The organism is Streptomyces sp. NPDC052687 (assembly GCF_040678395.1).
In the GTDB taxonomy this organism is placed as follows: Bacteria; Actinomycetota; Actinomycetes; order Streptomycetales; family Streptomycetaceae; genus Streptomyces.
Genome location: NZ_JBFATR010000031.1, coordinates 48,520 through 62,026, shown reverse-complemented (window position 1 = coordinate 62,026; position 13,507 = coordinate 48,520). Strand labels below are relative to the sequence as shown.

The window sequence follows — 13,507 nt, the reverse complement described above, 5'->3', positions numbered from 1 at the left end:
CTTTACCCAAGGGACCGATGTTTGGGGAAGGTTGACCGAAACGATATGGATGTATGGGGAAAACCCGCGATGGGTTATGGGTGTTTCGTACCCGATCGCGGCAACTGGCCCGCCCGTCAGGCGTCCTTCGTCCGGGCGTAGTGCCGGGACGCCTTGGCGCGGTTGCCGCACACGGCCATCGAGCACCAGCGGCGCGTGCCGTTGCGTGACGTGTCGAGGAAGTGCAGCACGCAGGCCTCGTGGGCGCAGCGGCGGACGCGGTCCGGCGCGGTGGCGAGCAGCGTGAGGTAGTCGCGGGCGGCGAGCCAGCCCGGCCCCCAGGAGGCGTCCGCGAACTCGGCCTCCTCGCCCGGTCCCGCCTCGGTGAGGGTGGCCCGGATCCGCCCGTGCGCGAGGACCGCGTCCACGGCCGCGGCGCCGGCCGCGAGGGAGCCGTCCACCGCCGCCAGCAGGGCGTCGCGTGCCCGCAGGGTGTGGCGCAGGGTGTCCGCGTCGGCGGTGAACCGCCCGTCGAGCCCGTTGGCCGCGAGCCAGACCGCCAGTCCTTCCGTGCCGTCGAGCAGGTCGCGCGGGGCGCCGTCCTGGACCCAGCGGGTGTTGAGCAGGTCGAGGGCGAGCGGCTCGCCGGTCAGCGGGCGGGGATCGCGGGCGGTGGGCATCGGCGGCCTCCTTCGGAACTAACCCCTCAAGCTTAGATCACCGGTTGCACTCCCCCTGTCTAACCTCTAATGTCTTTTACAGGGGTTAGAAAACGAAGCCCCGTCCGTGTCTGCTGAAGGGGACAGTCATGACCTTGCGCACCGGCCACGTCGGCCTGAACGTCACCGACATCGGCCGCTCGCTCGCCTTCTACCGGGACCTCCTGGGCTTCCGGCTGCTGGCCGAGGGCAAGGAGGAGGGCCGGCGGTTCGCGCTCCTCGGCGACGGGGAGGGGCTGGCCCTCGCCCTGTGGGAGCAGGCGGAGCAGCCGTTCGCCGCCGACCGCTCCGGGCTGCACCACCTGGCCCTGGAGGCCGGCTCGATGGAGCGGGTCAGGGAGTACGAGGAGGCGCTGCGGGCGTACGGCGTGGAGTTCGCCTACGACGGTGTGGTGGCCCACCGGGAAGGCGCCGCGTCGGGCGGCATCTTCTTCCACGACCCGGACGGCATCCGCCTGGAGATCTGCGCGCCGAACGGCGCCGAAGGCGCCCCCGCCCCCCACGACTCCACTCCGACCTGCGGGTTCTTCTAGTGCCCGGCGTCTATCACGCGGGCTCGCTCGCCGTGCAGGAACGGGTCGGCGTGCGGGACCTCGCCGACCACGTCGGCCGCTCCATCGGCCTCGGCATCAAGCCGGTGGCGGCGGCCTTCCTGGAGCTCCAGCCCCTGCTGGTTGTCGGCGCGGCCGACCCGGCGGGCGGCGGCGTGTGGGCCTCGCCCCTCGCCGGCGCCCCCGGCTTCGTCCGCGCCACCGGCCCGCACGGGATCTCCGTCGCGGCCGGACCGCCCCCGGCCGACCCGCTCACAACGGCCCTCGCGACCCCCGGCACCCCCGTCGGCACCCTCGCCCTCGACCCGCGCGCCCGCCGCCGGATGCGCCTCAACGGTGTGGCCGAGCCGACCGCGCGGGGGTTCGCGGTGGCGGCGCGGCAGGTGTTCTCGAACTGTCCGAAGTACCTCCAGAAGCGGTCCTCGTACGAGGTGGTGGCGGACCGCGTGCCGCGGCCGCCGCGCCGGGGGGCCGCGCTCACCGCGGAGCAGGCGGCGTTCGTCGCGGCGGCCGACACCGCGTTCGTGGCCACCGTGCACCCGGACGGCGCCGACGCCAGCCACCGCGGTGGGCATCCCGGCTTCCTCCGGGTCGACTCGCCGCGCGAGCTGAGCTGGCGCGACTACGCGGGCAACGCCATGTTCCTCACGCTCGGCAACCTGGCCGCCGACCCGCGCGCGGGCCTGCTGATCCTGGACTGGACGACGGGCACGACGCTCCAGCTGACCGGCGAGGCGCGCACGGACTTCGAGCCGGACGGCGCCCGCGTCGTGCGCTTCGGGATCGCGGAGGTCGTCGAGACCCCCGCCGCGCTCCCGCTGCGCTGGTCCGCGCCCGAGTACTCCCCGGCCAATCCGCTGCCCGCGCGCTAAGTTCCGGGGATGCGGCAGAAGCTGAGGGTGGCGGCCTACGCCATATGCGTCCGTGACGGCCAGGTCCTGCTGGCCCGCTCCCCGGCCGAGGACGGTACGCCCGAGTGGGTGCTGCCGGGCGGCGGCATGGAACACGGCGAGGACCCGTACGACACGGTCCGCAGGGAACTGCTGGAGGAGACCGGCTACCGCATCGAGGTGACCGGTCTCCTCGGCGTGCACTCCTCCCGCCGCCCGTTCCCGCGCCGGGGCCTGCGCCGCCCCGTCGACCATCACTCCGTACGGCTGCTCTACGCGGGACGGGTCACCGGCGGCGAGCTGACCTTCGAGGTCGGCGGCTCCACGGACATGGCCGCCTGGCACGACCTGGCCGCGGTGCCCGCACTCGTCCGGGTGCCTCTGGTGGACATCGGGCTGGACATGTGGCGCGAGCGGGGCGGCGCGGGGCCGGACGCGCACCCCCGCGGAGCTGCATGATCATGCGCGGGCTTGCATGACAATGCGAGTTGTTGCATAGTTTTGCCATGTCCAAGGTCCTCACCTCCCTCCCTGTCGGCGAGCGCGTCGGCATCGCCTTCTCCGGCGGGCTCGACACCTCGGTCGCCGTCGCCTGGATGCGCGACAAGGGCGCCATCCCGTGCACGTACACCGCCGACATCGGCCAGTACGACGAGCCCGACATCGCCTCGGTGCCCGGCCGTGCCCAGACCTACGGCGCCGAGGTCGCGCGCCTGGTCGACTGCCGCGCGGCGCTCGTCGAGGAGGGCCTGGCCGCGCTGACCTGCGGCGCGTTCCACATCCGCTCCGGCGGGCGCGCGTACTTCAACACCACGCCGCTCGGCCGCGCCGTCACCGGCACCCTGCTGGTGCGCGCCATGCTCGAGGACGACGTCCAGATCTGGGGCGACGGCTCCACCTTCAAGGGCAACGACATCGAGCGGTTCTACCGCTACGGCCTGCTCGCCAACCCGAACCTGCGGATCTACAAGCCCTGGCTCGACGCGGACTTCGTCACCGAGCTGGGCGGCCGCAAGGAGATGTCCGAGTGGCTGGTCGCCCACGGCCTGCCCTACCGGGACTCCGCGGAGAAGGCGTACTCCACCGACGCCAACATCTGGGGCGCCACCCACGAGGCCAAGACCCTGGAGCACCTGGACACCGGCATCGAGACCGTCGAGCCCATCATGGGCGTGCGGTTCTGGGACCCCGAGGTCGAGATCGCCACCGAGGACGTGACGATCGGCTTCGAGCAGGGCCGCCCGGTCACGATCAACGGCAAGGAGTTCGCCTCCGCCGTCGACCTGGTGATGGAGGCCAACGCCATCGGCGGCCGCCACGGCCTCGGCATGTCCGACCAGATCGAGAACCGCATCATCGAGGCCAAGAGCCGCGGCATCTACGAGGCACCGGGCATGGCCCTGCTGCACGCCGCCTACGAGCGCCTGGTGAACGCGATCCACAACGAGGACACCCTCGCCCAGTACCACAACGAGGGCCGCCGCCTCGGCCGGCTGATGTACGAGGGCCGCTGGCTGGACCCGCAGGCGCTGATGATCCGCGAGTCGCTCCAGCGCTGGGTCGGCGCGGCCGTCACCGGTGAGGTCACCCTCCGGCTGCGGCGCGGGGAGGACTACTCGATCCTCGACACCACGGGCCCGGCGTTCAGCTACCACCCGGACAAGCTGTCCATGGAGCGCACCGAGGACTCCGCGTTCGGCCCGGTGGACCGGATCGGCCAGCTCACCATGCGCAACCTCGACATCGCCGACTCCCGCGCCAAGCTGGAGCAGTACGCGGGCCTCGGCCTGATCGGCACCGGCAGCCCCACCATCGGCGCCTCCCAGGCCGCCGCCACCGGGCTGATCGGCACCATGCCGGCGCTGTCCGAGGGCGGCGCCGAGGCCATCGCCTCCCGCGGCGAGGTCTCCGAGGAGGACGCGCTGCTGGACCGCGCCGCCATGGAGTCCGGCACGGACTGACCCACCCCCTCACGGGCCCCACGGGCCCCGGCGGACTCCCTCCGCCGGGGCCCGTCGCCGTGTCCGGCCCCGGCCGTGCGCCCGGCTCGTTCCACCCCGCGTACCCCGTGAGATGAACGCGGAGTGACCCGTTACCGGCCTGCGAGGGAGCGGTCGCGGACGCGCAAGGTGGCACGAGATCCACGTACCGTGATCGGCGCTGCCCGTTGCCGCCGCGTTCACACACAGGTCATCCCCGCTGCCAAGCATCCAGAGCGAGCGGGGGGTTCGCGCGAGCGGCCGTCCGCGCCACTGCCGACGCGTTCGCACTCGGGGAGACCGCGCCATGTCGCGCACACGCTCTGTCGCCAGCTCCGCCGTCCACGAGCCGGCGGTCCACCGCCGGGCCGTCCTCGCCACCGCCGCCGCCGTGTCGCTGTCCGCGGGCGCCGGCTACGCGCTGCGGCCCACCGACAGCCGGGCGGCCACCGCCGCGCCGGCCGTGGGGGAGGCCCCGGTCGCCCTCTCCCGCAAGGCCCCGCTCGCCCCCCTCGCGCCCTACACCCGCGGCACCACCCTCGCCGGCGTCGCCGCACCCGTGGGCGGCGCGAGCGGCTACCGCCGGCTAGGCGACGGCAAGGGCTGGCCGCGCGTCGTCCGCGACGACCTGGCCGCCCCCAAGTCCGGCCGCGAGGACCGGCGTACGGCGCTCGCGGCCTTCGTCCAGCTCACCGACCTGCACCTGATCGACGCCCAGCACCCGCTGCGGCTGGAGTTCCTGCGCTCGGCCGACGTGCACGCCTGGCGGCCGCAGGAACTGCTGACCGTGCACGGCGCGGTGTCGCTCGTGGAGCGCGTCAACGCCCTGCGCGGCGCGCCCGCCACCGGCGCCCCGCTGCACTTCGCGATGACCACCGGCGACAACACCGACAACAACGCCATGACCGAGCTGGAGTGGTTCCTCACCGTGCTCAGCGGAGGCCGGATCCGCCCGGACTCCGGGGACCCGCGCCGCTACGAGGGCGTCCAGAACAGCGGCCTCGTCCAGTACTGGCAGCCGGACTCCGCCGTCCGCGACGCCGACAAGCAGCGCGGCTTCCCGCGGCTGGAGGGCTTCCTCGCCGCCGCCACCCGCGAGGTGCACAGCCCCGGCCTGAACCTGCCCTGGTACTCGACGGTCGGCAACCACGACTCCCTCCCGCTCGGCTGCTACGGCCACGGCGACCCGTACCTCAGGGACTTCGCGGTCGGCGGCAAGAAGCTCATGACCCTCTCCGCGAGCGAGGCGAAGAAGCTCCAGGACGCCATCAAGAACGCCACCGACCCGCTCGGCGTCCGCTTCCGCGACCTGCTCAAGGCGCACGCCCGCGACCTGCGCCCGGTCACCCCCGACGAGCGGCGCGCGTCGTACACCGCCAAGGAGTACGTCCGGGCCCACCTCGACCCGGCGTACGCGGGCATGGGCCCGGTCGGGCACGGCTACTCCACGGCGAACCTGGAGGCGGGCACCCAGTACTACAGCTTCCGCATCGCCGACGACGTGATCGGCATCAGCCTCGACACCACCGACCCCGGCGGCCACTACGCGGGCTCCCTCGGCGCCGGCCAACTGCGCTGGCTGGAGCGCACCCTGCGGCGGAACGCCGACTCCCACGCCGTCGTCTTCAGCCACCACACCAGCAAGACCATGAACAACTCCCGCCCCGACCCGGCCCGCCCGAACGAGCGCCGCCACGACGGGGCCGACGTCCTCGCCGTCCTGGGCCGCCACCGCAACGTGCTCGCCTGGATCAACGGCCACATCCACCGCAACGAGATCACCCCGCACCCCGGTCCGGGCGGCCGCTCCTTCTGGGAGATCTCCACCGCCTCCCACGTGGACTTCCCCCAGCTCGCCCGGATCGTCGAACTCACCGACAACAAGGACGGCACGCTCTCCGTGTTCACCACCATGGTCGAGTCCGCCGCCCCCCACCGCACCGACTTCACCGACCTCTCGCAGACCGGCCTCGCCGCCCTCTACCGCGAGCTGTCCTTCAACGCCCCCGGCGCCCGCACCGACCTCGCCGGCACCACCCGGGACCGCAACACCGAACTGCTGCTGAAGAAGGGCTGACCCCGAGCGGCCGCGGGCACGCGGGAAGAGGGGCCGCCCGGACGCACGGGCCCGGCGGCCCCTCCTCTCCCCTCCTGGCACCGCCCCGGTCCGTCACTACCGGGGCACCACCACGACAGACGCCGCCGGGTCCCGGTCCACCGACGCCATCAGCGCCGTGCGGACCACCGTGGCCTGCTGCTCCAGCGACGCGCACAGCTTGCGGGGCGTCAGGTGCACGACCGTGATGCCGAGGCGCTCCAGGGTCTCCCGCTTGCGGGCGTACTCGGACCACACCGCGTCCTCGTCCTGGCGCGGGGACCGGGTGTCGAGTTCGACGGCGACCGCGTGCTCCGGCCAGTAGGCGTCCAGGCCGCCGAGGTGCGGGCCGCCGGGCAGGCGCAGGTCGACGTTCCACACCGGGTCCGGCAGACCGTACTCCCGCACCATCCGGTACAGCCGGCCCTCGGCGACGGCCCGCCCCTCCGCCACCAGCGAGTCCACCGCGTCCACCACGTGCGGGCGGCCGAGCAGCCTCGCCCGGGTCAGCTCGCGCACCACCGACGCCGGATCGCAGTGGCCGCCGCGGACGGCCTCGGTGAGCAGCCGGCGCACCACGCCCGCGTCGGACAGCTCCGCCACCGCGTCGGCGAGGGCGCGCGGCACGGGGGCGACGGGCAGGCCGGTCACCTGCTCGGGGGCGGGCAGCGCGGCGGTGCGCACGATGCGCACGAAGCCCGTCGTGCGCAGCCGGCGCAGCCGGGGGACCAGGACGTCGATCCGCGCCAGGGCGGACAGCGGCGGCGAGGCGGTGAAGCCGTGCAGGGTGAGGGCCGCCAGACCCGTGAGCACCGCGTCCGGGTGGGCCGGGCGGTTCGGCTGCGGGTCCGCGGCGCCCGGCTGGGACGGCACCGCCGCGACCGGGGTCTGCCGGGCCGCGTAGGCCAGCGCCGCGTGCAGGCGCTCCTCGCTGGTCAAGGGGCCCGGGTGCGGCACGTAGACGCCGGGCAGGAGTCGCTGCCAGGGGCCGCCGGGGCGGCACCGCTCGGCGAGTTCGGCGGGGGAGACGCCGTGGGCGCGCAGCTGAGCGGTCGTCACGACCCGGCGGGTGCCCTCGGCGATGTGGCGTGCGGGGCGGGGGGAGAGCGGGGTGTCGTGGGTCATGTCCCGGGGATTCCCAGGGCCGGCCGACCCTGTAACCGCTGTTACACGTTCGTCGACAAATGCGGACAAGTCCGCACTAAAGGACGAGTGTTCGGATGCCGATCAGGCACCGGAAACCCCTGGTCCGCAGGAGGGCGGACCAGGGGTTACGGTCACGCGCGCCCGGATTTCGTCACGATCACCCCCGGCCCGAGCTCAGGCCAAAGGCGGGCGGTGCGGGCTCAGCCCGCCGCCGCGTCGCACTCCTGCCCGCGCAGCGCCCGCGCCAGGTCGTCCCGCGCCTCCAGCACCAGCCGCCGCAGCGCCGGCGGCGCGTCCTCGTGGGCCGCGAGCCACGCGTCCGTCGCCGCCAGCGTCTCCGGCGAGTCCTGCAGCGACGGGAACAGACCCCGCACCACGTCCATGCCGATCTGGATGGACCGCTCCGCCCACACCCGCTCGATCGCCTCGAAGTACTTGCCCGCGTACGGCGCGAGCAACGCCCGCTGCGACGGCTGCGCGAAGCCGCTGATGGTCGCCTCCACCAGCGCGTTCGACAGCGCGTCCGACTCCACGACCTGCGCCCACGCCTGCGCCTTCACCACCTCCGACGGCCGCGCGGCCAGACAGCGGACCTGGTGCCGCTTGCCGGACGCGGTGTCGTCGCGGGCCAGCTCGGCCACGAGCACCGACCCGTCGATCACCCCGTGCGCGGCCAGCGGCTCCAGGAACGCCCAGCGCAGCTCCTGGTCCACCTCCAGCCCGTCGATCTTCTCGGTGCCGTCCAGCAGGCCCCGCAGCAGCTCCAGATCCCCGCTGCCGGACGCCGTCGCGGCGAAGAACCGGGCCCACGCCAGCTGGTGCTCACTGCCCGGCCCGGCCGCCCGCAGCTCACGCAGGGCACCCTCCGCCAGCAGCCGCTCGCCCTCCTCGCGCCAGGCCGGAGCCGCGTAGTGGACCAGCGCCGAGTTCGCCCAGGCGTGCAGCATCTGCAGCACACCGATGTCCGACTCCCGGCCCGCGAACCGCAGCACCAGGTCCACGAAGTCCCGGGCGGGCAGCAGCGCGTCCCGCGTCATGTTCCACAGCGCCGACCAGCACAGCGCGCGCGCCAGCGGATCGGTCACCGCGCCCAGGTGCGCGCGCAGCGTCGCCAGGGACGTCTCGTCGAACCGGGTCTTGCAGTACGTCAGGTCGTCGTCGTTGACCAGCACCAGCTCCGGCGCGTCCGCGCCCGCCAGCTCCGCCACGACCGTGCGCGGACCGTCGACGTCCGTCTCGACCTGCGTGTACCGTTCCAGCGCCCCGTCCGCCGTGCGCCGGTACAGGCCCACCGCCACCCGGTGCGGGCGCAGCTCCGGATGCGATTCGGCGGCCTCCTGCACCACCGCCAGCTCCGCGATCCGCCCCTCGCCGTCCAGCAGCACCTGCGGGGTCAGCGAGTTCACGCCCGCCGTCTGCAGCCAGGAACGCGCCCACGCGCCCATGTCCCGGCCGGACGTCTCCTCCAGCACCGACAGCAGGTCACCGAGGCGCGTGTTGCCGTACGCGTGCCGCTTGAAGTAGCGCCGCGCGCCCTCCAGGAACGCGTCCTGGCCGACGTACGCCACCAGCTGCTTGAGCACCGAGGCGCCCTTGGCGTAGGTGATGCCGTCGAAGTTGAGCTTCGCGTCCTGCAGGTCGCGGATGTCGGCGGTGATCGGGTGCGTGGAGGGCAGCTGGTCGGCCCGGTACGCCCACGCCTTGCGGCGGTTGGCGAAGGTGATCCAGCCGTCCTTGAACCGGGTCGCGCCGACCAGCGAGAACGCGCCCATGAAGTCGGCGAAGGACTCCTTCAGCCACAGGTCGTCCCACCACTCCATGGTGACCAGGTCGCCGAACCACATGTGCGCCATCTCGTGCAGGATCACGTTGGCGCGGCCCTCGTAGGACGCCTGCGTCACCTTGCCCCGGAAGATGAACTCCTCGCGGAAGGTCACCAGCCCCGGGTTCTCCATCGCGCCCAGGTTGTACTCGGGCACGAACGCCTGGTCGTACTTGCCGAACGGGTACGGGTAGTCGAAGTGGTCGTGGAAGAAGTCCAGGCCCTGCTTGGTGACCAGGAAGACGTCGTCGGCGTCGAAGTAGGGGGCGAGACCCTTGCGGCACATCGCGCCCAGCGGGATCTCCAGCCGCGTGCCGTCCCCGAGGACCCGCTCGTAGCTGTCCGTGACGTAGTGGTACGGGCCCGCCACCACACACGTGATGTACGTCGAGATCGGCTTGGTCTCCGCGAACCGCCACACCCCGTCGGCGCGTTCGCCGGCGCCGTTGCTCCACACCGTCCACTCCTCGGGCGCCCGCACCTCGAAGCGGAACGGGGCCTTGAGGTCGGGCTGCTCGAAGTTCGCGAAGACGCGGCGCGCGTCGGCCGGCTCGTACTGCGTGTACAGGTACACCTCGCCGTCCTCCGGGTCGACGAAGCGGTGCAGGCCCTCGCCGGTGCGGGAGTAGGCGCACCGGGCGTCCACGATCAGCTCGTTCTCGGCGGCCAGGTCCTCCAGCACGATCCGGGAGCCGTCGAACACCTCGCTCGGGTCGAGGTCGCGGCCGTTGAGGGAGACCGCCGTCACGCTCGGTGCGACCAGGTCCGCGAAGCTGGAGGCGCCCGGCTCGGCGCAGCGGAAGCGGATCGTGGTCACCGAGCGGAAGGTGCGGGGGCCGTCGCCGGCGTGGTCGCCGACGGCGGAGCGCACGTCGAGGGAGACCTCGTAGCCGTCGACGGACAGCAGCGCGGCCCGCTCCCGGGCCTCGTCGCGGGACAGATTCTCACCGGGCACGGGCGGCACTCCCTCATGGGTCGCGGGTACGGCTGAACAGGACCGATCCTGCCATGCGCCCCTGACGCGGGGCAGCAGGGAATGAGCGGGGACGGCGGCGGCGTTGTCCCCGTGTTGCCCCGGGAAACCCCGCCCCATGAGGAGAGACATGTCGCAGAAGACCCCCGTCGACTTCTGGTTCGACCCGCTGTGCCCCTGGGCCTGGATGACCTCCCGGTGGCTGCTGGAGGTGGAGAAGGTCCGGGACATCGAGGTCCGCTGGCATGTCATGAGCCTCGCCGTGCTCAACGAGGACAAGCTGGACGAGCTGCCCGAGCAGTACCGCGAGATGCTGACGACCAAGGCGTGGGGCCCCGTCCGGGTCACCATCGCCGCGCAGGAGGAGCACGGCCCGCAGGTGCTGGGCGACCTGTACACCGCGCTCGGCACCCGCATCCACAACGAGGGCATGGGCCCGGAGAAGGAGGCGGTCGCCGCCGCCCTGCGCGACACCGGCCTGCCCGAGTCGCTGCTGGACCACTGGGACGACACCCCCTACGAGGAGCAGCTGCGCGCCTCCCACAAGGAGGGCATCGAGAAGGTCGGCCAGGACGTCGGCACCCCGGTCATCGCGGTGCCCGGCGCCGACGGCGAGCAGATCGCCTTCTTCGGCCCGGTCGTCACCCCCGCCCCGAAGGGCGAGGATGCCGCCCGCCTGTGGGACGGCGCTCTCGCCGTGGCCTCGGTCCCCGGCTTCTACGAGATCAAGCGCACCCGCACCAAGGGCCCCGACTTCAGCAACCTCTGATCCGTCAGTCCGCGTCGCGGGCGATGCGCGCCAGGTCCGGGAAGTCCGTCACCACCGCGTCCACGCCCAGCGCGTAGTGCAGCGCGTACTCCGCGAACGCGTCCCCGAAATCGGTCGCCGTCGCCGAGCGGCGCAGGGGGGCCGGCAGGTACTGGTTCTCGGCGCGGAAGGTGTACGGGCCGATCCGCAGGCCCGCCGCACGGGCGTCCGCCACCAGCGGGGTGGGGACGCCCGTGCCGTCCGCGTTCACCGTCAGCACCGAGGACTTGTCCGGCCCGATCCAGTCCGCGTACCGGGCGATCCGGGCCAGCCCGGCCGGGGTCATCATGTCCTCGTACGTCGTCGGATCCCCGGCGGAGACCAGGTCGTACGGCCCGCCCGTGGTCCCCAGCGCCTGCCACAGCGGCACCCCGAGCCCTTCCGCGGCGATCCGCCGCAGACTGGTCGGCTCGAAGGACTGCACGACGCACTCGCGCGGCCCGAGCCGGCCTCGCCGGACGATCCGCGCCAGCTCCGGCTCCAGGGGCAGGCCGAGGGAGCGGAAGTACGTCGGGTGCTTGGTCTCCGGGAACACGGCGACCGTGCGGCCGTACGTCTTCGACAGGCGCCGGGCGAGGTCCACGACCTCCTGGAAGGTGAGAATCCGCTCCCGGCCGTCGAAGACGGTGTTGCGGTCGCGGATGCGCGGCAGGCGCTCGACCGCCCGCAGTGTCTTCAGCTCCGCCAGCGTGAAGTCCTCGGTGAACCAGCCGGTCACCGCCCGCCCGTCCACCGTCTTCGTGGTGCGCCGGTCCGCGAACTCCGGGTGCGCGGCCACGTCGGTGGTCTGCGAGATCTCGTTCTCGTGCCGCACCACCAGCACATGGTCCTTCGTCGGCACCAGGTCCGGCTCGATCCAGTCGGCGCCGGTCTGCACCGCGTACGTGTAGGAGGCGGCGGTGTGCTCGGGCCGCCACCCGGCGGCGCCCCGGTGCCCGATGACGAGCGGGCGGCGCGGCCTTCCGGCCGCGTGCGCGGCCGCGGCCCACGGGAGGGCGGTGGTGGCGGCCGTCGCGAGCAGCAGCGACCGTCGTCTCATCGGCAGTCGTCTCATGGGCGGTCGGCCTGTCGGCATGCGAACTCCTCTTCCCTGTAGGGCGGTTCGTGGATGGCTTCGTCACGCGCGGGCGCGGGCCCGCGCCTCGGTCAGCCGGGCCAGATGCTCCTCGTAGCCCTTCGCGTAGTACGCCGCCCGGTCCGGGTCCGGCTCGACGACCGCCGCCGGCCGGGTCCACGCCCCGGCGTCCAGCCGCACCCCGTACCGCCGCGCCGCGGCGAGCACCGCGCCGCGCGCGCCCACCTCGCCCTCGACGACCCGCAGCGGCCGGCCCAGCACGTCGGCCAGCAGCCGGGTCCACGCGGCGCTGCGGGTGCCGCCGCCGCACACCGCGAGCGAGCCGGTCAGCCCGGCCGCCTCCAGGCAGTGCCGGGCCGCGTACCCGATCCCCTCACAGGTCGCGCGGACCAGGTCGCCGCGGGTCGACTCCAGGCTGACGCCGGTGAGTTCGGCGCGCAGCCGCGGCTCGACGAAGGGGGCGCGCTCACCGGAGGGGGCGAAGTACGGCAGGACGCGCACCCCGTGCGCGCCGGGCGGGGTCGCCTCCAGCAGCGCGTCCACCTCCGCGTGCCGGACGCCGGTGGTGGACAGCACCCAGTCGAGGGCCGCCGTGCCCACCATCGCGGGCATCGCCCGCAGCCAGTGACCGGGCCGGTCGGTGGAGATGTACAGGCCGGCCGGCTCACCGCCCAGATCCAGGTCGGTGGTGGCCACCAGGGCCGCCAGACAGGTGCCGACGATCAGCAGCCCGTCGCCCGGCGCGGTGACCCCCGCGCCCAGCGCGCTCGCCGGCAGGTCGTACGGCCCGTTCGCGATCCGCGTGCCCGCCGGCAGGCCCTCGCGGGCGGTCGCCGTGGCCGCCGGGTCGCTGACCGGGGCGAGCAGCCCGCGGCGGTGGGTGAGGCCCAGCAGCTCCACGACCCGGTCGTCGTAGGCGCGGGTGCGCGGGTCGAGGAACGGCATCGACGCGTCCGAGACATCGGTGGCCGCCGGTGCCCCGGTCAGCCGCCGGAACACCATGTCCTTGCAGTACAGGGCGGTCGCGGCGGCGTCCAGGGCGACCGGCTCGGTGCGGTCGAACCAGGCCAGCAGCGGGCCCGGGCAGCCGGGGAACATGGCGCTGCCGGTGCGCCGGAACACCGTCTCGAAGGTGCCGTCGGCCAGCCACCGGTCGAGCAGTTCGTGCGCCCGCCCGTCCATCCAGGAGGCCGCCGCGCGCACCGGGCGGCCCTCCGCGTCCACCAGCCACAGCCCGTCGCCCTGCCCGGTCAGCCCCGCCAGCGCCACCGGCCCGGCCACCCGCCCGGTCAGCGCGCCCAGCACCTCGACGACCGCCGCGTACACCTCCTCCATGTCCTGCTCGACGAACCCGCCGCGCAGCGCGAGACGCACCGGACGGGACTCGACGGCCAGCTCACTGCCCGCCTCGTCGAAGGCGGCGGCCTTCACCACGGACGTGCCGACATCGATACCGACGTACATACCGCC

At 73.6% G+C, this 13,507-nt stretch carries 11 protein-coding genes; 6 read left to right on the top strand and 5 right to left on the bottom strand.

Annotated elements, in window-relative coordinates; genetic code table 11:
* Positions 1-116: 116 nt before the first annotated feature.
* Complete coding sequence (locus tag AB0K92_RS22990; RefSeq protein ID WP_365925656.1) at positions 117-659, bottom strand: CGNR zinc finger domain-containing protein; 543 nt, start codon at positions 657-659, stop codon at positions 117-119.
* A gap of 128 nt (positions 660-787) precedes the next feature.
* Between AB0K92_RS22990 and AB0K92_RS22985 the strand changes: the two genes are divergently transcribed.
* From AB0K92_RS22985 to AB0K92_RS22965, 5 genes are all read left to right on the top strand, one after another.
* Complete coding sequence (locus AB0K92_RS22985) at positions 788-1,231, top strand: VOC family protein (RefSeq protein ID WP_365925654.1); 444 nt, start codon at positions 788-790, stop codon at positions 1,229-1,231.
* Entirely contained in the window at positions 1,231-2,121 is an 891-nt protein-coding gene (locus AB0K92_RS22980; RefSeq protein WP_365925652.1) for a pyridoxamine 5'-phosphate oxidase family protein, read from the top strand. The genes AB0K92_RS22985 and AB0K92_RS22980 overlap by 1 nt, the downstream gene beginning before the upstream one ends.
* 9 nt (positions 2,122-2,130) lie before the next feature.
* Positions 2,131-2,598 carry an NUDIX hydrolase gene (locus AB0K92_RS22975; protein ID WP_365925650.1) on the top strand — a complete coding sequence of 156 codons (468 nt, stop codon included), beginning with the start codon at positions 2,131-2,133 and terminating at the stop codon, positions 2,596-2,598.
* Positions 2,599-2,645: 47 nt separating this feature from the next.
* Positions 2,646-4,100, top strand: coding sequence for an argininosuccinate synthase (gene argG, locus AB0K92_RS22970; protein ID WP_365925649.1), 1,455 nt, complete (start codon positions 2,646-2,648; stop codon positions 4,098-4,100).
* Between the two features lie 325 nt (positions 4,101-4,425).
* Positions 4,426-6,195 carry a TIGR03767 family metallophosphoesterase gene (locus AB0K92_RS22965; protein WP_365925647.1) on the top strand — a complete coding sequence of 590 codons (1,770 nt, stop codon included), beginning with the start codon at positions 4,426-4,428 and terminating at the stop codon, positions 6,193-6,195.
* A 96-nt stretch (positions 6,196-6,291) separates the two neighbouring features.
* Here the strand turns inward: AB0K92_RS22965 and AB0K92_RS22960 are convergent, their stop codons facing one another.
* Both AB0K92_RS22960 and pepN read right to left on the bottom strand, forming a co-directional pair.
* A complete protein-coding gene (locus AB0K92_RS22960; protein ID WP_365925645.1) occupies positions 6,292-7,338 on the bottom strand; it encodes a hypothetical protein in 1,047 nt (348 codons plus the stop codon).
* A gap of 221 nt (positions 7,339-7,559) precedes the next feature.
* On the bottom strand, positions 7,560-10,136 hold the full coding sequence (gene pepN, locus AB0K92_RS22955) for an aminopeptidase N (protein ID WP_365925643.1): 2,577 nt from the start codon (positions 10,134-10,136) through the stop codon (positions 7,560-7,562).
* 148 nt (positions 10,137-10,284) lie between these two features.
* Between pepN and AB0K92_RS22950 the strand changes: the two genes are divergently transcribed.
* Complete coding sequence (locus AB0K92_RS22950; protein ID WP_365925641.1) at positions 10,285-10,923, top strand: DsbA family protein; 639 nt, start codon at positions 10,285-10,287, stop codon at positions 10,921-10,923.
* 4 nt (positions 10,924-10,927) lie between these two features.
* On the opposite strand, the gene AB0K92_RS22945 is transcribed toward AB0K92_RS22950, so the two are convergent.
* Both AB0K92_RS22945 and AB0K92_RS22940 read right to left on the bottom strand, forming a co-directional pair.
* Positions 10,928-12,001, bottom strand: coding sequence for a glycerophosphodiester phosphodiesterase family protein (locus AB0K92_RS22945; RefSeq protein WP_365925639.1), 1,074 nt, complete (start codon positions 11,999-12,001; stop codon positions 10,928-10,930).
* 78 nt (positions 12,002-12,079) lie between these two features.
* Positions 12,080-13,501: an FGGY-family carbohydrate kinase gene (locus AB0K92_RS22940; RefSeq protein WP_365925636.1), complete on the bottom strand. Its 1,422-nt coding sequence runs from the start codon at positions 13,499-13,501 to the stop codon at positions 12,080-12,082.
* Positions 13,502-13,507 lie beyond the last annotated feature (6 nt).

What these genes read in the sequence shown, in the direction of transcription:
- AB0K92_RS22990 (WP_365925656.1), bottom strand. Translation starts at nt 659, where the DNA reads ATGCCCACCGCCCGCGATCCCCGCCCGCTGACCGGCGAGCCGCTCGCC.
- AB0K92_RS22985 (WP_365925654.1), top strand. Translation starts at nt 788, where the DNA reads ATGACCTTGCGCACCGGCCACGTCGGCCTGAACGTCACCGACATCGGC.
- AB0K92_RS22975 (WP_365925650.1), top strand. Translation starts at nt 2,131, where the DNA reads ATGCGGCAGAAGCTGAGGGTGGCGGCCTACGCCATATGCGTCCGTGAC.
- argG (WP_365925649.1), top strand. Translation starts at nt 2,646, where the DNA reads ATGTCCAAGGTCCTCACCTCCCTCCCTGTCGGCGAGCGCGTCGGCATC.
- AB0K92_RS22965 (WP_365925647.1), top strand. Translation starts at nt 4,426, where the DNA reads ATGTCGCGCACACGCTCTGTCGCCAGCTCCGCCGTCCACGAGCCGGCG.
- AB0K92_RS22960 (WP_365925645.1), bottom strand. Translation starts at nt 7,338, where the DNA reads ATGACCCACGACACCCCGCTCTCCCCCCGCCCCGCACGCCACATCGCC.
- AB0K92_RS22950 (WP_365925641.1), top strand. Translation starts at nt 10,285, where the DNA reads ATGTCGCAGAAGACCCCCGTCGACTTCTGGTTCGACCCGCTGTGCCCC.
- AB0K92_RS22945 (WP_365925639.1), bottom strand. Translation starts at nt 12,001, where the DNA reads ATGAGACGACGGTCGCTGCTGCTCGCGACGGCCGCCACCACCGCCCTC.
- AB0K92_RS22940 (WP_365925636.1), bottom strand. Translation starts at nt 13,501, where the DNA reads ATGTACGTCGGTATCGATGTCGGCACGTCCGTGGTGAAGGCCGCCGCC.